The following is a 22,929-nucleotide window of genomic DNA, read 5'->3' on the forward strand; positions in this document are numbered from 1 at the left end:
TGACGCTCTGCGTCACATTCAAAGGCGGAACGCGTAGCGTCCCTGGCGGCATTCCCACGCAGAGCGTGGGAACGATCACCCGGAAACGACAAAGGCCACCCGAAGGTGGCCTTTGCCTGGTAAAGCGTCAGTTAAGCGCGAGGCTTACTTGATCGCCCAACCGGTCAGCTCGGACAAAGCCTTGCCGATGTCTGCCAGCGAACGCACGGTTTTAACGCCTGCGTCTTCCAGGGCAGCAAACTTCTCGTCTGCAGTGCCTTTGCCGCCAGAGATGATTGCGCCAGCATGGCCCATGCGCTTGCCCGCAGGGGCAGTCACACCAGCGATGTAGGAAACAACCGGCTTGGTCACGTTTGCCTTGATGTAGGCAGCCGCTTCTTCTTCAGCCGAACCGCCGATCTCACCGATCATCACGATCGCTTCGGTCTTCGGGTCTTCCTGGAACAGCTTCAGGATGTCGATGAAGTTCGAACCCGGGATCGGGTCACCACCGATGCCGACGCAAGTCGACTGACCGAAACCGGCGTCAGTAGTCTGCTTCACAGCTTCGTAGGTCAGGGTGCCGGAACGGGAAACGATACCGACCTTGCCTGGCAAGTGAATGTGACCTGGCATGATGCCGATCTTGCATTCGCCTGGAGTGATCACGCCTGGGCAGTTAGGACCGATCAGGACTACGCCCAGCTCGTCGCACTTGACCTTGGCATCCAGCATGTCCAGGGTAGGAATGCCTTCAGTGATGCAAACGATCAGCTTGATGCCGCCGAAGGCTGCTTCCAGGATGGAGTCCTTGCAGAAAGGAGCTGGAACGTAGATCACACTGGCGGTGGCGCCAGTGGCAGCTACAGCGTCTTTCACGGTGTTGAACACTGGCAGACCCAGGTGCTCGGTGCCGCCTTTGCCAGGCGTTACGCCGCCAACCATCTTGGTGCCGTATTCGATGGCTTGCTGGGTGTGGAAACTACCTTGCGAACCGGTAATACCCTGGCAGATAACTTTGGTGTCTTTATTGATCAGGACGCTCATTATTTGCCCTCCGCAGCTTTAACGACTTGTTGAGCAGCGTCGGTCAGGCTGGTAGCAGCGATGATGTTCAAACCGCTTTCTGCCAGTACTTTAGCGCCCAGCTCAGCGTTGTTGCCTTCAAGGCGAACAACAACCGGGATTTTCACGCCGACTTCTTTCACAGCGCCGATGATGCCTTCGGCAATCATGTCGCAACGAACGATGCCGCCGAAGATGTTGACCAATACTGCAGCGACGTTAGTGTCGGACAGGATGATCTTGAACGCTTCGGTTACGCGTTCTTTGGTAGCACCGCCGCCCACGTCGAGGAAGTTGGCTGGTTTGCCGCCATGCAGGTTGACGATGTCCATGGTACCCATGGCCAGGCCAGCACCGTTGACCATGCAACCGATGTTGCCTTCCAGCGCTACGTAGTTCAGTTCGAACTTGGCAGCGTGCGCTTCGCGCGGATCGTCTTGCGACGGATCGTGGAAAGTCTTCAGCTTAGGCTGACGGTACATGGCGTTGGCGTCGATGTTGATCTTGGCGTCGAGGCAATGCAGATCGCCGTCAGCCTTGATCACCAGCGGGTTCACTTCCAGCAGAGCCAGGTCGTGATCCTTGAACAGCTTGGCCAGACCTACGAAGATCTTGGCGAACTGAGCAACCTGCTTGCCTTCCAGACCCAGCTGGAATGCCAGCTCGCGACCCTGGAATGGCTGAGCGCCAACCAGTGGATCGATGGTGGCCTTGAGGATTTTCTCAGGGGTGTCGTGAGCGATTTTCTCGATGTCCACGCCACCTTCGGTGGAAGCCATGAACACGATGCGACGGCTCGAACGGTCAACGACAGCGCCCAGGTACAGCTCTTTAGCGATATCAGTGCACGATTCAACCAGGATCTTGGTGACTGGCTGACCATTGGCATCAGTCTGGTAAGTCACCAGACGCTTGCCCAACCACTGTTGAGCGAATGCTTTGGCGTCTTCTTTGCTGCGAACCAGCTTTACGCCGCCCGCTTTACCGCGACCACCAGCGTGGACCTGGGCTTTGACAACCCATTCGGTCCCGCCGATCTTGTCGCACGCTTCTGCTGCTGCTTCCGGGGTGTCTACGGCGAAACCCTGGGATACTGGCAGGCCGTATTCAGCGAACAGCTGCTTACCCTGATACTCGTGAAGATTCATGCTTATTACCGTCTTCGTTAGGTACTGCGCATTCGGTGCTGCACTTGTTGAAGTGCCGCACCACCTGTGACTGCTGCTTGCGTAGCTGAGCTACGCAAGGCTGCGTCCGGCGGACATTCCGCGGTGAGTCTTGCACGCAAGGCTCACGACGGGCCTCCCGCCGTGGTTTCTTATTGTCTTGTCTTAACGCTTCTTGCGGTTGGCGATGTGGATGGCGCCGCCATTCACAGCCAAAGCTGCTTCGTGCAAGGCTTCAGACAGGGTCGGATGGGAGAAAACCATCATGCCCAGGTCTTCAGCGCTGGTGCCGAATTCCATACCGATCGCGCCCTGCTGAACCAGTTCTGCAGCGCTCGGGCCAATCACGTGGACGCCCAATACGCGGTCAGTCTTGGCATCAGCGATGACTTTCACGAAACCGCCGGTATCGTTGGCTGCCATGGCACGGCCACTGGCTGCGAACGGGAAGGTGCCAACGTTAACTTCAACGCCTTCAGCCTTCAAGGTCTGCTCGGTTTTGCCGACCCACGCGATTTCCGGGTGAGTATAAATAACAGACGGGATCAGGTCATAGTTGATTTGGGCTTTGTGGCCCTTGATGCGCTCAACCACCATGATGCCTTCTTCGGACGCCTTGTGCGCCAGCATCATGCCGCGAACCACGTCACCGATCGCGTAAACGCCCGGTACGCTGGTCGCGCACTGGTCGTCAACGAAGATGAAGCCACGCTCGTCGATGGTCACACCGCTGTCGGCAGCCAACAGTTCGGTGGTCACTGGACGGCGACCAACGGCAACGATCAGCTTGTCGAACGTGATGTTCTGTTCGCCATTGGCATCGGTGTAGTTCACAACGACTTCGTCGCCGTTCACTTTGGAACCGGTGACGCGAGCGCCCAGCTTGATGTCCAGACCTTGTTTGGTCAGGGTTTTGTAGGCTTCTTTGGAAACGGCGTCGTCAGCGGCTGGCAGGAACTTCTCCAGGGCTTCCAGAACAACCACTTCAGCGCCCAGACGGGACCATACCGAACCCAGTTCCAGACCGATCACGCCAGCGCCGATAACGCCCAGACGCTTGGGTACGGATTGGAATTCCAGCGCGCCCGTCGAATCGACGATCACCTTCTGGTCAACCGGAGCCGGCGGAATGTCGATCGGACGCGAGCCCGAAGCCAGAATCACGTTCTCGGCTTCGATGATTTCAACGCTGCCGTCTGGCTTGGTCAATTCGACTTTCTTGCCGGCCAGCAGTTTGCCGTGGCCTTGCAGGGAAGTAACGCCGTTAGCCTTGAACAGGGTCGCAACGCCGGAGGTCAGGCCTTTGACGATGGTGGATTTACGGCCGACCATCGCTGCCACGTCCATGGTCACGCCAGCGTGGTTGATACCGTGGATCGCGAAGCCTTCTTTGGCTTCCTTGTATTTCCAGGAGCTGTCCAGCAGCGCCTTGGATGGAATGCAGCCGACGTTCAGGCAAGTACCGCCCAGGGCCAGTTTGCCTTCCTTGTCGGTGTATTTCTCGATGCAGGCAGTGGAGAGGCCCAGTTGCGCTGCTTTAATGGCAGCCACATAGCCGCCAGGGCCCGCGCCGATCACTACTACGTCAAATTTTTGCGACATTCAAAAAATCCTCTTTTTTGCGGCAAACTTGAAGCCGCAAGCCTCAAGCCAAGCTGCCCTTTCTTGCAGCTTGTAGCTTGAAACCTGCAGCTGCTTCTATCAGATATCCAGCAGCAAACGAGCCGGGTCTTCCAGCAGGTTCTTGATGGTAACCAGGAAGGTCACAGCTTCTTTGCCGTCGATCAAACGGTGATCATAAGACAGAGCGAGGTACATCATCGGACGGATAACGACTTGACCGTTGATCGCCATAGGACGCTGCAGAATGTTGTGCATGCCCAGGATGGCCGCTTGTGGCGGGTTGACGATCGGGGTCGACATCATCGAACCGAAAGTACCACCGTTGGTGATGGTGAACGTACCACCGGTCATTTCGTCCATCGACAGCTTGCCGTCACGAGCCTTCTTGCCGAAGGTGGCGATGCCGCCTTCGATTTCAGCCAGGCTCATCAGTTCGGCATTACGCAGAACCGGTACAACCAGGCCGCGATCGCTGGAAACAGCCACACCGACGTCAGCGTAGCCGTGATAAACGATGTCAGCACCGTCGATCGACGCGTTGACAGCCGGGAAGCGTTTCAGCGCTTCGGTGGCAGCCTTGACGAAGAACGACATGAAGCCCAGGCGTACGCCGTTGTGGGACTTCTCGAACAGGTCTTTGTACTTCGAACGCAGGGCCATGACTTCGGTCATGTCGACTTCGTTGAACGTGGTCAGCATCGCCATGTTCGACTGAGCTTCAACCAGACGCTTGGCAACGGTGGCCCGCACGCGGGTCATCGGTACGCGCTTCTCGATGCGATCGCCGGCAGCGAACACTGGAGCAGCAGCGGCAGGCGCAGCAGCCTTGGCAGGCGCGGCAGCCGGAGCGGCTTTCTTGGCAGCTACAGCGGCAACCACGTCTTCCTTGGTCACACGACCGCCTTTGCCAGTGCCGGCAACGGAAGCGATGTTGATGCCGTTTTCTTCAGCCAGCTTGCGAGCAGCCGGTGCAGCAACAGGATCGTCTTCGCCCGCTTCGGCAGGAGCAGCGGCAACGGCAGCAGGCGCAGCAGCGGCGGCTGGAGCGGCAGCAGCACCGCCCTCACCGATGGAGCCCAGAACTTCGTCCGACAGAACGGTGTCACCTTCGTTCTTGACGATAGCGCCCAGCACGCCATCAGCGGTGGCCAACACTTCCAGTACGACTTTGTCAGTTTCGATGTCGACGATCAGTTCGTCACGTTTGACGGCGTCGCCCGGTTTTTTGTGCCAGGTGGCAACGGTGCCATCGGCAACCGATTCCGGGAAAGTGGGGGCTTTGATTTCGATAGCCATTATCTGTGGGTCCTTAAATTCGGTTTCAGGTGCGCGAAGGCGTTAAACAGTAAAGGCGTCTTGCAGCAGTTGTTCCTGCTGCTCAGCGTGCATCGATGCATAACCACAAGCAGGTGCAGCAGAAGCCTCACGGCCCGCGTACTCGAGTACGAGAGACTTGTCGTGATTGCCAACGATGCGGCGCATGTGGTGTTGGCTGCAGTACCAGGCACCCTGGTTCATCGGCTCTTCCTGACACCAAACGATATGTTTGAGGTTGGTGTACGGAGCCAGGACTTCGTTCAAGTCGTCCTCAGGGAATGGGTACAGCTGCTCGATACGCACGATGGCGATGTCGTCACGACCTTCGGCACGGCGTTTTTCCAGCAGGTCGTAGTAGACCTTGCCGCTACACAGAACAACGCGCTCGACCTTTTTCGGGTCTTGGGCATCGATTTCCGGGATAACGGTCTGGAACGAACCTTCGGCCAGATCTTCCAGGGTCGAGATGGCCAGTTTATGACGCAACAGCGATTTCGGCGTCAGGACGATCAATGGCTTGCGCAGCGGGCGAATCACCTGACGACGCAGCAAGTGGTAGATCTGGGCCGGCGTGGTCGGCACGGCTACCTGAATATTGTGCTCGGCGCACAGCTGCAGGTAACGCTCCAGACGAGCCGAAGAATGCTCCGGACCCTGACCTTCATAACCGTGCGGCAGCAGCATGGTCAGACCGCAGAGACGACCCCACTTGTGCTCGCCACTGGTGATGAACTGGTCGATAACCACTTGGGCACCGTTGGCGAAGTCGCCGAACTGGGCTTCCCAGATCACCAGCGCCTCAGGCGTGGTGGTCGAGTAACCGTATTCGAACGCCAGCACGGCTTCTTCGGACAGGAACGAATCGTACAGGTCGAAACGTGGCTGGCCCTTGTACAGGTTTTGCAGCGGGATGTAGGTACCCGCGTCTTTCTGGTTGTGCAAGACAGCGTGACGGTGCGAGAACGTACCGCGACCGATGTCCTGACCCGTCATGCGAATCGGGTGACCTTCGAACGCCAGGGTCGCGTACGCCATGGTTTCGGCGTAACCCCAATTGATCGGCAGGCCGCCGGCTTGCATTTTCTGACGGTCTTCGTAGATTTTCGAGACTTGGCGCTGAACCACGAAGCCTTCCGGAATTTCCAGCAGCTTGGCGGACAGTTCCTGCAAGGTTTTCAGATCGAAGCGAGTGTCGTGACGCGCGGTCCAGGCGTGGCCCAGATACGGACGCCAGTCCACGAACAACTCCTTGTTCGGCTCTTTGACCAGGCTTTTTACAACATGCAGACCATTGTCCAGCGCATTGCGGTATTCGTCGACTTTCGCCTGAACACGCTCTGCATCCAGCACACCGCCCTGAGTCAGACGATCGGCATACAGCTCACGGGTGGTGCGCTGTTTGGTGATCTGCTGATACATGATTGGCTGGGTGCCGCTAGGCTCGTCGGCCTCGTTGTGGCCGCGACGACGGTAGCAGACCAGATCGATCACCACGTCGCGCTTGTACTGCATGCGGTAGTCGATGGCCAGCTGGGTCACGAACAACACGGCTTCCGGATCATCACCATTCACATGGAGGATCGGCGCCTGGATCATCTTCGCAACGTCGGTCGCGTACTCGGTGGAGCGCGAGTCCAGCGGGTTGCTGATGGTAAAACCGACCTGGTTGTTGATCACGATGTGCACGGTACCGCCGGTCTTGAAACCGCGGGTTTGCGACATCTGGAAGGTTTCCATCACCACACCCTGACCGGCGAATGCAGCGTCACCGTGGATGGAAATCGGCAGTACCTTCTCGCCGGTAGGGTCGTTACGACGATCCTGACGGGCGCGAACCGAACCCTCGACCACTGGTGAAACGATTTCCAGGTGAGACGGGTTGAACGCCATGGCCAAGTGAACTTCACCGCCAGTGGTCATCACGTTGGACGAGAAGCCCTGGTGATATTTAACGTCACCGGAACCCAGCTCGACCTTCTTCTTGCCTTCGAACTCGTCGAACAGCTCGCGCGGGTTCTTGCCGAAGGTGTTGACCAGCACGTTCAGACGACCACGGTGGGCCATACCGATCACGATTTCCTTGGTGCCGTAGGAGCCGGAACGCTGGATCAGCTCGTCGAGCATCGGAATCAGGCTCTCGCCGCCTTCCAGACCGAAACGCTTGGTACCCGGGTATTTGGTCCCGAGGTATTTTTCCAGGCCTTCGCCGGCGGTGACGCGCTCGAGCAAATGGCCCTTAATGTCGGCGGAGTACGTCGGACGGCCGCGCACGCTTTCCAGACGCTGCTGGAACCACTGACGCTGCTCGGAATCGGTGATATGCGTAAATTCAGCGCCGATGGTGCGGCAATATGTCTGCTGCAACGCTTCGTGAATTTCGCGTAGGCTCGCCTCCTCTTTGCCGATGAACAGGTCGCCGGCACGGAAGGTCGTATCAAGATCGGCATTGGTCAAGCCGTAATGATTGATTGACAGGTCTGCAGGTGCAGGACGCTGCCACAGCCCCAGCGGGTCAAGCTGGGCTGCCTGGTGGCCACGCATACGGTAGGCCTGGATCAATCGCAGCACTTCAACTTGCTTCTTCTCGTGCTCACTGCTCACGCTGCCGGCGGAAACCGGTTGGGCGCGGCGCTGGTTCTTTGCCAGCAAGACGAAATGATCGCGAATTGTAGAGTGCGACACATCAGTGGCAGAGCTGCCATCAGCTGGCAGCTTCTCAAAGTAGGTGCGCCATTCTTCTGGCACAGCGTTAGGGTCGTGCAGGTAGAGCTCGTAGAGCTCTTCCACATAGGCAGCGTTTCCACCTGAAAGGTAGGCGCTGTTCCACATGCGCTGCATCACGCTTTCTTGCATGCTTGGTCACCCTCGGTTAGGGGAACACCACCGGCGTCGACACCGAGCAAACTTGCAGAAGTCCGAATGCAGCGACCAAAACAAGCCACTTAGGATCACGCTGATAGTCCGGGTACCAGCCCGGATGCCCCTGCTTGTCTCATTTCTTCAAAATAAGAGCTGCAGCTTGTGGCTACTGCTCTGGTTATAGCCATGACGCGGGTTGAAGCCCGCGCCACAGCCTCTACGGCACAGCGGTTCTACGGGTACAGCAGCTGAATCACACGCCGCTTGAAAGCAGCATGTTACGGATGTGACCGATGGCCTTAGTCGGGTTCAGGCCTTTCGGACAAACGTTGACGCAGTTCATGATGCCCCGGCAGCGGAATACGCTGAACGGGTCATCCAGCGAAGCCAGACGCTCGGATGTCTTGTTGTCGCGGCTGTCTGCCAGGAAGCGATAGGCTTGCAGCAGAGCAGCCGGACCCAGGAACTTGTCCGGGTTCCACCAGAAGGACGGGCACGAAGTCGAGCAGCAGGCGCACAGAATGCACTCGTACAGACCGTCGAGCTTTTCACGCTCTTCAGGGGATTGCAGACGCTCGATGGCCGGAGCCGGCGTGTCGTTCTGCAGGTATGGCTTAACCTTTTCGTATTGCTTGTAGAAGATGCTCATATCGACGACCAGGTCACGGATAACCGGCAAACCTGGCAACGGACGAACGATCAGCTTGTTACGTTTTACGACAGCGGACAGCGGCGTGATGCACGCCAGACCGTTTTTGCCGTTGATGTTCATGCCGTCGGAACCGCAAACACCTTCACGGCAGGAGCGACGATAGGAGAAACCTTCGTCCTGCTCTTTGATCAGGGCCAGCACGTCCAGCACCATCAGGTCTTTACCACCGGTATCAACCTGGAATTCCTGCATGAACGGCGCAGCGTCCTGATCAGGGTTGTAACGATAAACACTGACTTGCAACATGGCGGCCACCCTTAATAAGTCCGAATCTTAGGTTCAAAAGTCGGAACAGTCTTCGGCGAGAAGTTCACAGCACGCTTGGTCACGCGCTTGTCACCCGGGAAGTACAGGGTGTGGCACAGCCAGTTTTCGTCGTCACGGTCTTCAAAGTCTTCACGGGCGTGAGCACCGCGGGATTCTTTGCGCACTTCTGCAGCGATGGCAGTGGCTTCGGCCACTTCCAGCAGGTTCTGCAGTTCCAGCGCTTCGATACGCGCGGTGTTGAACGCCTGGCTCTTGTCGTTGATCTTGACGTTGGCGATACGGCCACGCAGATCAGCCAGCTGAGCAATACCCTTCTGCATGTATTCGCCGGTACGGAATACACCGAAGTAGTTCTGCATGCAGCTTTGCAGCTCGCGACGCAGGGTTGCCACGTCTTCACCTTCGGTACGCTCGTTCAGAGCGGACAGGCGCGCCAGGGCAGCATTGATGTCGGCGTCGGTAGCATCGTCGTATTCGATACCGTCGGTCAGTGCTTTTTCCAGATGCAGGCCGGCAGCACGGCCGAAAACCACCAGGTCGAGCAACGAGTTGCCGCCCAGACGGTTGGCACCGTGAACCGATACGCAAGCCACCTCACCCACTGCAAACAGACCAGGGATGATTTCGTCGACGCCTTCGTCGTTCTGGGTGATTGCCTGACCGTGAATGTTGGTCGGAACGCCGCCCATCATATAGTGGCAAGTCGGAACAACCGGAACAGGAGCAACCACCGGGTCAACGTGCGCGAAAGTCTTGGACAGTTCGCAAATGCCTGGCAGACGGCTGTGCAGCACTTCCTCGCCCAGGTGGTCGAGTTTGAGCATTACGTGGTCGCCATTCGGACCACAACCGTTGCCAGCGATGATTTCCTTAACCATCGAACGGGCAACAACGTCACGACCGGCAAGGTCTTTGGCGTTCGGAGCATAACGCTCCATGAAACGCTCGCCGTGCTTGTTGATCAGGTAACCACCTTCACCACGGCAACCTTCGGTGACCAGTACACCGGCGCCGGCGATGCCGGTCGGGTGGAACTGCCACATTTCGATGTCTTGTACCGGTACGCCGGCACGCAGCGCCATACCAACGCCGTCACCGGTGTTGATCAGGGCGTTGGTGGTCGACGCGTAGATACGACCTGCACCGCCGGTGGCCAGTACGGTGGCCTTGGCACGGATGTAGGTGGTTTCACCGGTTTCGATGCAGATGGCAATCACGCCGACGAATGCGCCGTCCCGGTTTTTCACCAGATCAACAGCGTAGTACTCGTTCAGGAACGTGGTGCCGGCTTTCAGGTTGCCCTGATAAAGGGTGTGCAGCAGCGCGTGACCGGTACGGTCGGAAGCGGCGCAGGTACGGGCGGCCTGGCCACCTTTACCGTAATCCTTCGACTGACCGCCGAATGGACGCTGGTAGATACGACCTTGCTCGGTACGGGAGAACGGCATACCCATGTGGTCCAGCTCGTACACCGCGGCAGGGCCTTCCTGACACATGTATTCGATAGCATCCTGGTCGCCGATATAGTCGGAACCCTTGACGGTATCGTACATGTGCCAGCGCCAGTCATCGTTCGGATCGGCAGATGCGATGGCGCAAGTGATGCCACCCTGGGCCGATACGGTGTGCGAACGGGTCGGGAAAACCTTGGTGATCACGGCAGTCTTGTGACCGCCTTGTGCCAGTTGCAGCGCTGCGCGCATGCCGGCACCGCCGCCGCCAATGATGATGGCGTCGAAAGAAATCGTTGGAATGTTAGCCATGGATCAGATACCCCAGAGAATCTGCACACCCCAGACGAAGTAAGCGAACATCGCAACGCCGCATACTGCCTGGAAAAGGAAACGTACTGCAGTCGCGGACTTGCCCAGCGCCATTGGCGTCAGGTAGTCGGTCGCGATGGTCCACATGCCGACCCAGGCGTGAGCGCCCAAGGCTACAAGGGCCAGCAGACTGAAGATACGCATCCCGTTGTGGGCGAACAGGCCGTGCCACTGGTCATAGCCAATGCCCGGATTCGCTGCGAGGTATCCGATCAGGAAAATGAAATAAGCCGCGAGAACAACCGCAGACACACGCTGCGCCATCCAGTCATAGAGGCCCGAACGCGAAAGGTTCGTAACGCTGGTTACCATATCCAAACTCCTGCCAGAACGATCAACACCACGGAAACGGCGATGATAATTTTCGAGCCCAGGCGGCCGCCTTCCAGCGTCTCACCGATGCCCATGTCCATGATCAAATGGCGCACACCGGCTACCAGGTGATACAGAAGAGCGGACAGGAGGCCCCATGCTACGAACTTGGCCAGCGGACTGGTCAAGCATGCCTTCACGTCGGCAAAACCTTCCTCGGAATCCAGAGACTTGCCCAATGCATACAGCATGAAGCCAAGGCCCAGGAAGAGGATGATGCCGGAAACACGGTGAAGAAACGACGTAACGCCGGTGATGGGGAGTTTGATGGTCCTTAGGTCTAGGTTTACAGGTCGTTGGCTTTTCACGGCTTTTTTTTCACACTGAAGAGCCCCTAACAATCAGGGCAAAGTTGTTGGGGAGTGCACTGGTCAGGTAACCACCACCCAGGGATGCGACCCCCAATAAAGCAGGCCCAAAAGCCCCTGGCGGTCGGTGGCCGAGTATAGACAGTTAGGCTACTAATGACAACGCGTTCACCTTCCCCTAATAGCTGATTGCACAAGTGAGGTAAAAGGCGTAAATGGCAGTCAATTTCGAGGAAAAAGTTCGGTTAAAGCCTTCTGGAGCAAGACTTTAGGCAAATTGACATTCGAATTTATCTCACTATAGTGGTGCGGGCCCTGCGTGGGGGGTCTGTCTGATGATTTCAAGCATAAATAGGAGGCCACATGGCTGACAAAAAAGCGCAGTTGATCATCGAGGGCGCAGCCCCCGTCGAGCTGCCCATTTTAACCGGCACCGTTGGTCCCGATGTTATCGACGTTCGGGGCCTGACGGCCACGGGCCGTTTCACCTTTGACCCTGGTTTCATGTCGACAGCCTCTTGCGAGTCGAAGATCACCTATATCGACGGCGACAACGGCATTCTGCTGCACCGCGGCTACCCGATCGAACAGCTGGCTGAAAAGTCGGACTACCTGGAAACCTGCTACCTGCTGCTCAACGGCGAGCTGCCGACTGCAGAACAGAAGGCCCAGTTCGTCGGCACCGTGAAGAACCACACCATGGTTCACGAGCAGTTGAAGACCTTCTTCAACGGCTTCCGTCGCGACGCCCACCCGATGGCCGTCATGTGCGGCGTAGTGGGCGCCCTCTCGGCCTTCTACCACGATTCCCTCGACATCAATAACCCGCAGCATCGCGAAATCTCCGCGATCCGCCTGGTTGCCAAGATGCCGACCCTGGCCGCCATGGTTTACAAGTACTCCATGGGCCAACCCATGATGTACCCGCGCAACGACCTGTCGTACGCGGAAAACTTCCTGCACATGATGTTCAACACCCCGTGCGAGATCAAACCGATCAGCCCGGTACTCGCCAAGGCCATGGACCGGATCTTCATCCTCCATGCCGACCACGAGCAAAACGCATCGACTTCTACCGTACGTCTGGCCGGTTCGTCGGGCGCCAACCCGTTCGCCTGTATCGCCGCCGGTATCGCTGCACTGTGGGGCCCTGCCCACGGCGGTGCGAACGAAGCCGTTCTGACCATGCTTGACGAGATTGGCGATGTTTCGAACATCGACAAGTACATCGCCAAGGCCAAGGACAAGAACGATCCGTTCAAATTGATGGGCTTCGGTCACCGCGTTTACAAAAACCGCGACCCGCGCGCCACCGTCATGAAGCAGACTTGCGACGAAGTACTGAAAGAACTGGGCATCACCAACGATCCGCAACTCGAACTGGCCATGCGCCTGGAAGAGATCGCCCTGACCGACCCGTACTTCATCGAACGCTCGCTGTACCCGAACGTCGACTTCTACTCGGGGATCATCCTCAAGGCGATCGGCATTCCAACCAGCATGTTCACCGTAATCTTCGCTCTGGCGCGGACTGTCGGCTGGATCTCCCACTGGAAAGAAATGCTCTCCAGCCCATACAAGATTGGTCGTCCGCGCCAGTTGTACACCGGCTACGAGTCGCGTGATATCACCAAGCTGGAAGACCGCGAATAAGATCTGTCTTGCGATAACGTCTTGAGCTGTACCGGAAACGGCCTCTATTTGGATAGGGGCCGTTTTTGTTTGTGCCTGATGTTGAATGACACGGCGGCCTGAGGGCCGACCGGGCTCTTTGATTGTGTACATATCCTTTTCTGCGGTAACGGCTGCTGGCGGTTCCGCTCTTACAGCGGGTCACTTTCGAAAAGCCTGCGCGGCCCGGCGGAAAGTAACCAAAGCGCTCTTGCCCCTTTCGTTCGGTGCCTCGCCCAGGCTCGGCATGCCCTCGCTCCGGTACTGCTCCGTGGGCCCGCCGCGATCGGCCATCCCTGGCCGTGCGCGGCTAACCTTCCCGGGATGTACCTAGCCCAACTGTGGGAGCCTGCTCGCGAAGCTGTTGATCTTGCCGTTGCTTTGGCTTTTGTTCTTGATCTGTTGCCCCTTTCCCAGAGGCCGAACGCAGGCGTTGCGTAGGGGGCACCGCGGCAAGGATGCCGCGGTAGCCGCCCCCGGCCATGGATGGCCGATGGCGGCGGGCCCCCGGAGCAATGCCGGAGTGAGGGCATGCCGAGCCTGGGCGAGGCACCGAATGGCGGGGCAAGACCTTTTGGTTACTTTTGGGGCGTTTGCCAAAAGTGACCCGCTGTAAGAGCGGAACCATAAGTGGCCGTTACCGCAGAAACGGATATGTACTCGATCAAAGAGCCCGGTCGGACTATCAGGCCGCCTTCGCGGGCCAGCCTCGCTCCTACAAGGGGCGATGCCAACCGGCGCTACTGCAAAAACGGATATGTCACGATCAAAGAACAGGCCTCCTCCGTGGAAAAACCATACAGAGTGCGATAACCGCCCAATAAAAAATGCCCCAATCTCTCGATCGGGGCATTCGTTTTAACGCAGCTTATATATAGAAGCCTTAGTGCGAAACCGCCCCACTCGCCCCCAACCCGGTCTGCGAACGAACAAATTGCGGGAAGAACAGCGCCCGCTCGTTCACACCCTCGGCCGACTTGTCAGTGACCGAGAAGAACCAGATCCCCACGAACGCAATGGCCATAGAGAACAGCGCCGGGTATTCATACGGGAAGATCGCCTTCTCGTGACCCAGTATCTGCACCCAGATGGTTGGCCCCAGCACCATCAAACCAACAGCACTGACCAGACCCAGCCAGCCGCCGATCATCGCACCACGAGTCGTCAGCTTCTTCCAGTACATGGAAAGCAGCAGCACCGGGAAGTTGCAGCTCGCCGCAATGGAGAACGCCAGGCCCACCATGAACGCGATGTTCTGCTTCTCGAACAGAATGCCCAGGCCAATCGCCAGCACCGCCAGAGCGATGGTGGTGATTTTCGAGACACGGATCTCGTCCTTCTCGTTGGCCTTGCCCTTCTTGATCACACTGGCATACAGGTCATGGGACACCGCAGAAGCACCCGCCAGAGTCAGACCAGCCACCACCGCCAGGATGGTTGCGAACGCAACCGCCGAGATGAAGCCCAGGAAGATACTGCCACCCACCGCGTTGGCCAAATGCACCGCCGCCATGTTGTTGCCGCCCAACAGCGCGCCAGCCGCATCTTTAAAGACCGGGTTGGTGCTGACCAGCAGGATCGCGCCGAAGCCGATGATGAAGGTCAGGATGTAGAAGTAGCCAATGAAGCCGGTTGCATACAGCACGCTTTTACGCGCTTCTTTAGCGTCACTCACGGTGAAGAAACGCATCAGAATGTGCGGCAGGCCAGCGGTACCGAACATCAGCGCCAAGCCGAGGGAGAACGCCGAGATTGGATCTTTCACCAGGCCGCCGGGGCTCATGATCGCTTCACCTTTAGGGTGAACCTTGATCGCCTCGGAGAACAGCGCGTTGAAGTCGAAATTGACGTGCTTCATCACCATCAGCGCCATGAACGAGGCACCGGACAGCAACAGCACCGCCTTGATGATCTGTACCCAAGTGGTCGCCAGCATGCCGCCGAACAGCACGTACATGCACATCAGGATACCGACCAGAATCACCGCTACGTGATAGTCGAGACCGAACAGCAGCTGAATCAGCTTGCCGGCACCGACCATTTGCGCAATCAGGTAGAACGCCACCACCACCAGCGAACCGCAGGCCGACAGCGAGCGGATCTGGGTCTGCCCGAGACGGTAAGACGCCACGTCGGCAAAGGTGTACTTGCCCAGGTTACGCAAGCGCTCGGCGATCAGGAACAGAATGATTGGCCAGCCCACCAGGAAGCCGATCGAGTAGATCAGGCCATCGTAGCCAGAGGTGAACACCAAGGCGGAAATGCCCAGGAAGGACGCCGCGGACATGTAGTCACCGGCAATCGCCAAGCCGTTCTGGAAACCAGTGATCTTGCCGCCCGCCGCATAGTAGTCGGCCGCCGAGTTGTTACGCTTGGATGCCCAATACGTGATGCACAGGGTTGCTCCCACGAACGCCACGAACATCAGGATCGCGGAAACGTTGAGCGGTTGCTTCTGTACCGCCCCCGTCAGGGCTTCAGCCGCCCAGGCGCCAGGTGCAAAGGCTGCGATGCTCAATAGAGCCATTAGACGCCGGATCATTGCTGAGCCTCCTTGAGAATCGCATTGTTCAAGTCGTCGAATTCGCCGTTGGCGCGTCGCACGTAAATGCCCGTCAGGACAAAGGCCGAAACGATCAGCCCGACACCGATCGGAATGCCCCAGGTAATCGAAGATTCGGGATTGATTTTCGCGCCTAGAATATGCGGCCCGTAAGCAATCAAAAGGATGAATCCGGCGTACAGCCCAAGCATGATCGCTGAAAGAATCCAGGCGAATCGTTCTCTCTTGCTGACCAGCTCTTTGAAGCGCGAGCTGTTTTGAATCGAGAGGTAAATGCTGTCGTTCATTGTTTTTATCCTCGCAGCACAGATTTGAGTTGGAACGTGATCCACTCTATGCGGCTGCCGGACAGGTTCCAGACGACCTTAGTATTAGAACGACATGACGGTTTCCCTCTCTGTAGGAGCACGGCTTGCCGGCGATAGCGATCTTGAGGGCGCCTTCGCCGGCAAGCCGTGCTCCTACAGAAAAGCAAAAGGCCCCTTGGCATTTACGCCAAGGGGCCTCGAGAGGCACTGACTAGACACTTCAGGTCAAATCATTTGGTCCAGTCGGCAACGCGATCCGGGTGTTTGGCCACCCAATCCTTCGCTGCGGCTTCAGGCTTGGCACCCTCCTGAATCGCCAACATGACCTCGCCGATTTCGTCTTTCGACGCCCACTGGAAGTTCTTCAGGAACTTCGCCACTTCCGGCGCTTTGGCGTCCAGGCCTTTGCTGCCAATGCTGTTCACGGTTTCAGCCGCGCCATAAACGCCTTTCGGATCTTCCAGGAAACGCAGTTTCCACTTGGCGAACATCCAGTGCGGCACCCAACCGGTGACGGCAATGGATTCGTTTTTCTTCTCGGCACGGGTCAGCTCGGCAATCATGCCGGCGCCGGAACTGGCCTTGAGGGTGTAGCCGTCCAGGCCATAGTCCTTGATCGCCTGCTCGGACTTGAGCATCACGCCTGAACCGGCATCAATACCGACAATACGATTTTTGAAGCTGTCGTCGGTTTTCAGATCGGCAATAGACTTGGCCTTGACGTACTCCGGCACGATCAGACCGATTTTTGCATCCTTGAAGTTCGGGCCGTAATCGACGACCTGATCCTTGTTCTTGGTCCAGTATTCACCGTGGGTCACGGGCAGCCACGCCGACAGCATGGCGTCGAGTTTGCCAGTGGCCACGCCCTGCCACATGATCCCGGTGGCAACCGCTTGCAGCTTCACGTCATAACCGAGTTTCTGCCGGATCACCTCGGCAGCCACGTTGGTCGTGGCAACACTGTCCGACCAACCGTCTACATAACCGATCGTCACTGCCTTGCCTTCAGCGCTGGCCACCGTAGAGCTGATCGCCAGCACCAACGCGGCACCTGCGCCCAAGAGTCGTCGCATCTTCATCGTTGCTTCCCCGAAAGTGCTGCGCTCGACGGATGCCGAGTCGCTCAACGTATTGTTATGGTGCACAGCGCCCCCATCACGCCTCACTGCAAATTCGTTCAAACATCAGCGGAGTACTGACGATTGGATGATCAACCTGACGCCCACGACGACCTGCTCTGCCAGCGACCTCAAGGCATCGAGAAACGACATCAGAAGGCCATTAATTGCAACCGTCGCAACTCCATCCGCCACCCCGCCCGAACTTTGCATGTCAAAATCATGCAGGCCACCAAGCGCGGGACAAATGCGGGTAACATGCGCGGCTTTGTTCCTAGACGGCCTGACCATGCCCGCGACATCCCGTTTTCCTTTTTTTGCTTATTTATTTGCCTGCCTGCTGGGGCTTTTTGCCCTCGGTGGCTTCTGGTATGGACTCGGCAAACCGGTGATCCTGCCGGACGTGGCCAGCGCGACGCACAAGCTGCAATGCGCCTCCTACACCCCGTTCGACAAAGACCAATCGCCGTTCGATGTGCCGTTCAAATTGCGCCCCGAGCGCATGGACGCCGACCTCGCGCTGCTGGCCACCCGTTTCGAATGCATCCGCACCTACTCCATGACCGGCCTTGAGGCCCTGCCCGATCTGGCACGCAAGCACGGCTTGAAGTTGATGATTGGCGCCTGGGTCAACAGCAACCCGGTGGACACGGCCAAGGAAGTCGACCTGTTGATTGCCTCAGCCAATGCCAACGCCGATGTAGTGACCTCGGTGATCGTAGGTAACGAAACCCTGCTGCGCAAGGAAGTCACCGGCACGCAATTGGTCACGCTGATCAATAGAGTCAAAAGCCAGGTCAAACAGCCGGTGACCTACGCCGACGTCTGGGAGTTCTGGCTCAAACATCCCGAAGTCGCCCCGGCGGTGGACTTTTTGACCATCCATTTGCTGCCGTACTGGGAAGACAATCCGTCGAACATCGACGCCGCACTGCAGCATGTGGCCGAAGTGCGCCAGGTGTTTGGCAACAAATTTGCGCCCAAGGACGTGATGATTGGCGAAACCGGCTGGCCAAGCGAAGGCCGTCAGCGTGAAACTGCGCTGCCGAGCCGGGTCAATGAAGCCAAGTTCATTCGTAGCTTTGTGATCATGGCCGAGCAGCAAGGCTGGCATTACAACCTGATTGAGGCGTTCGACCAGCCCTGGAAGCGCGCCAGCGAAGGTGCGGTCGGGGGTTATTGGGGATTGTTCGACGCCGATCGCCAGGACAAGGGCGTACTCGCCGGGCCAGTCTCGAATGTGCCGTACTGGTCGCAATGGCTGGCAGTGGGTGGATTGATCTTCATCGGCACGCTGATCCTCGGCGGTCGCGTACGCAGCACCCGCGCGGCGTTGGTGCTGCCATTGCTGGGTGCCCTGGCGGCCTGTTCGATTGGCGCTTGGGGTGACCTGGCCCGCGTCACCACACGATTTGCCGGTGAATGGCTGTGGGTCGTCTTGCTGACAGGATTGAATCTGTGGGTGCTGGCCCATGCCGCGCTAACGTTGAGCGCCCGTACCGGCTGGCGTGAACGTGCCTTTAATGTACTGGAACGTCGGGCCGGCTGGTGTCTGACAGCGGCAGGTTTTGCCGCGGCGGTGATGATGCTGGAACTGGTGTTCGACCCGCGTTATCGCAGCTTCCCGAGTGTCGCGCTCATCCTGCCGGCGCTGGTGTATCTGTGCCGCCCGGTCAGCGTGCCGCGCCGGGAAATCGCCGTTCTGACCTTCATCATCGGCGCCGGCATTGCGCCGCAGCTGTATCAAGAAGGTTTGCAGAACCAGCAGGCTTGGGGCTGGGCGCTGGCGAGTGGGTTGATGGTGGCGGCGTTGTGGCGCTGCTTGCGGGTTCGCAAGGGCTGATCTTTAGCGTGCTTGTGGGCCTCTTCGCGGGCAAGTCGGATCGCCGCATCGCTCGCTCCTACAGTGTTGCGTCGATTTCATTATTTATGAACGACTCAAACTGTAGGAGCGAGCGATGCGGCGATCCGACTTGCCCGCGAAGGCTGCCCATCAGGAGCTACGGGACGCCCGGACCAGTCGCAAAGCCGCAATCACCACCGCAAACACCGCCAACGTGGTGGTGTACAACGCCAGCGCCGGCAACCCGAACACCAGCGCCAGCACCGCCAGCCACCACCCCGCTCGTCCCGGTAGCACAAAACCGATCACGGCAGCGACCACTGCCGACCAGCCCAGCACCTTGAAATGAATCATCAAGCCCAGGTTCGAGCGAATCTGGCATTCCCAACGACTGACCTCATCCACGCAGATGCCAACCCATTGCGCATCCTCCATGAAGCCATAACGCGCGCCATAACTGGCGGCCAGCCATAACGGCAGAAGAACGAGCAACAGGATCACGGGCAGACGGCGGGACATGAAACACTCCAATAAACGAAATCGGCGGCCAGCTTAATCTCCCGACAGCCTTACGCAAGCGCTAACAACAGTTAACTGGCCAGCCAATCACTGCAAAGTGTATCGTCCAGCTACCGTTGCTCCGAAATCAGGCCTGTTTGGTTCCAGTCATGGCACTTTGGCGCAAATCCTGTGGTCATAGCCTGCGAACTTCATTGCGCACCTTCCTCTAAGGGATCTAGTCATGCTCCGTTCCTTGCGCTGCGCCGCCCTGTTTGGCGGCTTGTTTTTAAGTGCGTCCGCGCTGGCGGCCGACATTGATGCCGCCAGTTACGGCTACCCCCTGACCAACCCGTTCGAGGCGACCATCGCCACGACACCGCCGGAGTTACGCCCGGAATTGCCGCTGGACGACGATATCAATCAGGAGGATCGCAGCGTCACATTGCGCCCGGAGCGTGAATTCAGCCTGCCGGACAACTTCTGGCCGGTGAAGAAACTCACCTACCGCATCGCCACGCAAGATCAAGCGGCACCGTTGATCTTCCTGATCTCCGGCACCGGTGCACGCTATGACAGCACCCTCAACGAGTACCTGAAAAAGCTCTACTACAAGGCCGGCTATCACGTGGTGCAGCTGTCGTCGCCGACCAGCTTCGACTTCATGACCGCCGCTTCGCGCTTCGCCACCCCCGGCGTGACCAAGGAAGATGCCGAAGACATGTACCGGGTGATGCAGGCCGTGCGGGCGCAGAATCCGAAACTGCCGGTCACCGACTATTTCCTGACCGGTTACAGCCTCGGCGCCCTGGATGCGGCATTTGTGGCGCACCTGGATGAAACCCGTCGCAGCTTCAATTTCAAGAAAGTCTTGCTGCTCAACCCGCCGGTCAACCTTTACACCTCGGTCACCAATCTGGACAAGCTTGTCCAGACAGAAGTGAAGGGTATCAACAACACCACCACCTTCTATGAGCTGGTACTGGACAAACTGACCCGCTACTTCCAACAGAAGGGCTACATCGACCTCAACGATGCCCTGCTCTATGACTTCCAGCAGTCCAAGCAGCACTTGAGCAACGAGCAGATGGCCATGCTGATTGGCACTTCGTTCCGTTTCTCGGCGGCCGACATTGCCTTCACCTCGGACCTGATCAACCGCCGCGGCCTGATCACGCCACCGAAATACCCGATCACCGAAGGCACCACCCTCACGCCGTTCCTCAAACGCGCGCTGCAATGCGACTTCGACTGCTACCTGACCGAACAGGTCATCCCGATGTGGCGTGCCCGCACCGATGGCGGCAGCCTGCTGCAACTGATCGATCAGGTCAGCCTGTATGCGCTCAAGGACTACCTGCACGACAGCCCGAAAATCGCCGTCATGCACAACGCCGACGACGTGATCCTCGGCCCTGGCGACCTGGGGTTCCTGCGCCGTACCTTCGGCGACCGTTTGACTGTTTATCCATTGGGCGGCCATTGCGGCAACCTCAACTATCGCGTCAACAGCGACGCCATGCTGGAGTTTTTCCGTGGCTAAATACCCCCTGCTGATCGCAGCGTTACTCTGTGCAGGCGTCGCCAATGCCGACAACAGCAAAGCCAACGCACCTGTGGTGGTCGATAGTGACGGCTTCAAGGAACCGCTGAGCAAACTCAAATTCAACCCGGGGCTGGATCAGCGCGAGTTCGAACGCTCGACGCTCAACGCGCTGAACATCTACGACCCGCTGGAAGAGTGGAACCGCCGCGTCTATCACTTCAACTACCGTTTCGACGAATGGGTGTTCCTGCCCGTGGTCAATGGCTATCGCTACATCACCCCAAGCTTCCTGCGCACTGGCGTCAGCAACTTCTTCAACAATGTCGGCGATGTACCGAACCTTGTGAACAGCTTGCTGCAATTCAAGGGTCAGCGCTCGCTGGAAACCACCGCGCGTCTGCTGCTCAACACCACCATCGGTGTCGCCGGCCTGTGGGACCCGGCCACCGCCATGGGGCTGCCGCGCCAGAGCGAAGACTTCGGCCAGACGCTGGGCTTCTATGGCGTACCGGGCGGTGCCTATTTCGTGCTGCCAATCCTCGGCCCGTCAAACTTGCGTGATACCGCAGGCTTGGTAGTGGATTACACAGGCGAATCGGCGATCAACTTCCTGAACGTTGCCGAAGTCAGCTCCAACCATCCGGAAGTCCTGGCGCTGCGTATCATCGACAAGCGCTATCAGAACAGCTTCCGCTACGGCCAGCTGAACACGCCGTTCGAGTACGAGAAAGTGCGTTACGTGTACACCGAGTCGCGCAAGTTGCAGGTTGCCGAGTAATCGGCAACAAAAAAGGCCATTCGATGCAGATCGAATGGCCTTCTTTTATGCGCGGTAAATCAACTACCACCCACCTCCCACAGGTTCAGGGCTTCACCGTTTTCCAAACCTTGCCAACAGCCATCACCCCGACCAACACCGCCGCACCCGCCACAATCCCGGCTACCGCATTCAGCAACGTCGGCACGATAAACCCGGCTCCACCGGCACCCGCGCTGACACCCTCGATCCAGTGATGAACCACCGGCACGCCGTGGGTCAGAATCCCGCCGCCGACCAAAAACATCGCCGCGGTGCCGATCACCGACAGGCTTTTCATCATGTACGGGGCTGCACGCAGAATCCCGTCGCCGATGCTTTTGGCCATCTGCCCAGGTTTCTGGGTCAGCCACAAACCGAGGTCATCGAGTTTGACGATGCCGGCCACCAAGCCGTAGACGCCGATGGTCATGACGATGGCGATGCCCGAGAGCACGATCACTTGCTGGGTCAGCGAAGCGTCAGCCACGGTGCCCAGGGTGATGGCGATGATTTCCGCCGAGAGAATGAAATCGGTGCGGATCGCCCCTTTGATCTTGTCCTTCTCGAATGCCACCAGATCCACCGCCGGGTTGGCCACAGCCTCGACCAGCTCTGCGTGTTCAGCCTGATCTTCGGCTTTGCTATGCAGGAATTTATGGGCGAGTTTCTCGAAACCTTCAAAGCACAGGTAAGCACCACCGACCATCAACAATGGCGTGACCATCCACGGAATGAAAGCGCTGATGGCCAAGGCCGACGGTACCAGGATCAGCTTGTTGAGGAACGACCCCTTGGCCACCGCCCACACCACCGGGATTTCCCGCTCGGCACGCACGCCGGAAACCTGCTGGGCGTTGAGCGCCAGATCGTCGCCAAGCACGCCGGCGGTCTTCTTCGCGGCCATTTTGGTCATCAACGCCACATCGTCCAGTACGGTGGCGATGTCGTCGATCAGCACCAGCAAACTGCTTCCTGCCATGAATCAGGTTTCCTTCTTGAATGAATGGTGCGCAGCATAGCGCGACCCGAGGCTACACGGGGCATTCTTGAGCGCCGCGCGAGGCCGGTGCTACCATGCGCAACCGCCAG

The 22,929-nt window shown here is 58.2% G+C and carries 18 protein-coding genes; 4 read left to right on the plus strand and 14 right to left on the minus strand.

The genetic code is table 11. The features are described from left to right. Positions 1–144: 144 nt before the first annotated feature. The 9 genes from sucD to sdhC form a co-directional block, all read right to left on the minus strand. Positions 145–1,026: a succinate--CoA ligase subunit alpha gene (gene sucD, locus LOY56_RS18365; RefSeq protein ID WP_007898976.1), complete on the minus strand. Its 882-nt coding sequence runs from the start codon at positions 1,024–1,026 to the stop codon at positions 145–147. After that, positions 1,026–2,192: an ADP-forming succinate--CoA ligase subunit beta gene (sucC, locus tag LOY56_RS18370; RefSeq protein WP_008148602.1), complete on the minus strand. Its 1,167-nt coding sequence runs from the start codon at positions 2,190–2,192 to the stop codon at positions 1,026–1,028. The genes sucD and sucC overlap by 1 nt, the downstream gene beginning before the upstream one ends. Before the next feature lie 183 nt (positions 2,193–2,375). Further along, positions 2,376–3,812, minus strand: a complete 1,437-nt coding sequence (lpdA, locus tag LOY56_RS18375) for a dihydrolipoyl dehydrogenase (protein ID WP_258616290.1) — start codon at positions 3,810–3,812, stop codon at positions 2,376–2,378. Between the two features lie 99 nt (positions 3,813–3,911). Then, the gene (gene odhB / locus LOY56_RS18380) at positions 3,912–5,129 is read right to left on the minus strand and encodes a 2-oxoglutarate dehydrogenase complex dihydrolipoyllysine-residue succinyltransferase (RefSeq protein WP_258616291.1); all 1,218 of its coding nucleotides are present in this window, start codon (positions 5,127–5,129) and stop codon (positions 3,912–3,914) included. A 42-nt stretch (positions 5,130–5,171) separates the two neighbouring features. Then, the gene (locus tag LOY56_RS18385; RefSeq protein WP_258616293.1) at positions 5,172–8,003 is read right to left on the minus strand and encodes a 2-oxoglutarate dehydrogenase E1 component; all 2,832 of its coding nucleotides are present in this window, start codon (positions 8,001–8,003) and stop codon (positions 5,172–5,174) included. A gap of 259 nt (positions 8,004–8,262) precedes the next feature. Further along, positions 8,263–8,967 carry a succinate dehydrogenase iron-sulfur subunit gene (locus LOY56_RS18390; RefSeq protein ID WP_038980237.1) on the minus strand — a complete coding sequence of 235 codons (705 nt, stop codon included), beginning with the start codon at positions 8,965–8,967 and terminating at the stop codon, positions 8,263–8,265. Between the two features lie 11 nt (positions 8,968–8,978). Further along, positions 8,979–10,751 carry a succinate dehydrogenase flavoprotein subunit gene (gene sdhA, locus LOY56_RS18395; protein WP_258616294.1) on the minus strand — a complete coding sequence of 591 codons (1,773 nt, stop codon included), beginning with the start codon at positions 10,749–10,751 and terminating at the stop codon, positions 8,979–8,981. Positions 10,752–10,754: 3 nt separating this feature from the next. After that, positions 10,755–11,123: a succinate dehydrogenase, hydrophobic membrane anchor protein gene (gene sdhD / locus LOY56_RS18400; protein ID WP_007977503.1), complete on the minus strand. Its 369-nt coding sequence runs from the start codon at positions 11,121–11,123 to the stop codon at positions 10,755–10,757. Further along, positions 11,117–11,491, minus strand: a complete 375-nt coding sequence (gene sdhC, locus LOY56_RS18405; protein ID WP_258616296.1) for a succinate dehydrogenase, cytochrome b556 subunit — start codon at positions 11,489–11,491, stop codon at positions 11,117–11,119. Before sdhC ends, sdhD begins: the two co-directional genes overlap by 7 nt. Positions 11,492–11,854: 363 nt before the next feature. Between sdhC and gltA the strand changes: the two genes are divergently transcribed. Further along, a complete protein-coding gene (gltA, locus tag LOY56_RS18410; RefSeq protein ID WP_007898998.1) occupies positions 11,855–13,144 on the plus strand; it encodes a citrate synthase in 1,290 nt (429 codons plus the stop codon). Between the two features lie 901 nt (positions 13,145–14,045). On the opposite strand, the gene LOY56_RS18415 is transcribed toward gltA, so the two are convergent. The 3 genes from LOY56_RS18415 to LOY56_RS18425 all read right to left on the minus strand — a co-directional run bounded on the left by LOY56_RS18415 (position 14,046) and on the right by LOY56_RS18425 (position 17,115). Beyond that, a complete protein-coding gene (locus LOY56_RS18415; protein ID WP_258616298.1) occupies positions 14,046–15,704 on the minus strand; it encodes a cation acetate symporter in 1,659 nt (552 codons plus the stop codon). Beyond that, entirely contained in the window at positions 15,701–16,012 is a 312-nt protein-coding gene (locus tag LOY56_RS18420; protein WP_258616299.1) for a DUF485 domain-containing protein, read from the minus strand. The genes LOY56_RS18415 and LOY56_RS18420 overlap by 4 nt, the downstream gene beginning before the upstream one ends. Before the next feature lie 251 nt (positions 16,013–16,263). Beyond that, positions 16,264–17,115 carry a glycine betaine ABC transporter substrate-binding protein gene (locus LOY56_RS18425; protein ID WP_258616300.1) on the minus strand — a complete coding sequence of 284 codons (852 nt, stop codon included), beginning with the start codon at positions 17,113–17,115 and terminating at the stop codon, positions 16,264–16,266. Between the two features lie 286 nt (positions 17,116–17,401). Here LOY56_RS18425 and LOY56_RS18430 point away from each other — a divergent pair, with 286 nt between their 5' ends. Next, positions 17,402–18,997 carry a beta (1-6) glucans synthase gene (locus LOY56_RS18430; protein ID WP_258616301.1) on the plus strand — a complete coding sequence of 532 codons (1,596 nt, stop codon included), beginning with the start codon at positions 17,402–17,404 and terminating at the stop codon, positions 18,995–18,997. A gap of 150 nt (positions 18,998–19,147) precedes the next feature. On the opposite strand, the gene LOY56_RS18435 is transcribed toward LOY56_RS18430, so the two are convergent. Further along, positions 19,148–19,516 (minus strand): hypothetical protein, encoded by a 369-nt coding sequence (locus LOY56_RS18435; RefSeq protein ID WP_258616304.1) that lies wholly within the window; start codon positions 19,514–19,516, stop codon positions 19,148–19,150. Between the two features lie 223 nt (positions 19,517–19,739). On the opposite strand from LOY56_RS18435, the gene LOY56_RS18440 reads away from it, so the two are divergent. Further along, positions 19,740–21,038 carry a serine/threonine protein kinase gene (locus LOY56_RS18440; RefSeq protein WP_258616307.1) on the plus strand — a complete coding sequence of 433 codons (1,299 nt, stop codon included), beginning with the start codon at positions 19,740–19,742 and terminating at the stop codon, positions 21,036–21,038. Next, the gene (locus LOY56_RS18445) at positions 21,031–21,819 is read left to right on the plus strand and encodes a VacJ family lipoprotein (RefSeq protein WP_258616309.1); all 789 of its coding nucleotides are present in this window, start codon (positions 21,031–21,033) and stop codon (positions 21,817–21,819) included. Before LOY56_RS18440 ends, LOY56_RS18445 begins: the two co-directional genes overlap by 8 nt. An 85-nt stretch (positions 21,820–21,904) precedes the next feature. Here the strand turns inward: LOY56_RS18445 and LOY56_RS18450 are convergent, their stop codons facing one another. Then, a complete protein-coding gene (locus LOY56_RS18450) occupies positions 21,905–22,819 on the minus strand; it encodes a DUF808 domain-containing protein (protein ID WP_258616311.1) in 915 nt (304 codons plus the stop codon). Between the last annotated feature and the right edge of the window lie 110 nt (positions 22,820–22,929).

The sequence above is a fragment of the Pseudomonas sp. B21-048 genome, assembly GCF_024748615.1.
GTDB lineage: Bacteria > Pseudomonadota > Gammaproteobacteria > Pseudomonadales > Pseudomonadaceae > Aquipseudomonas.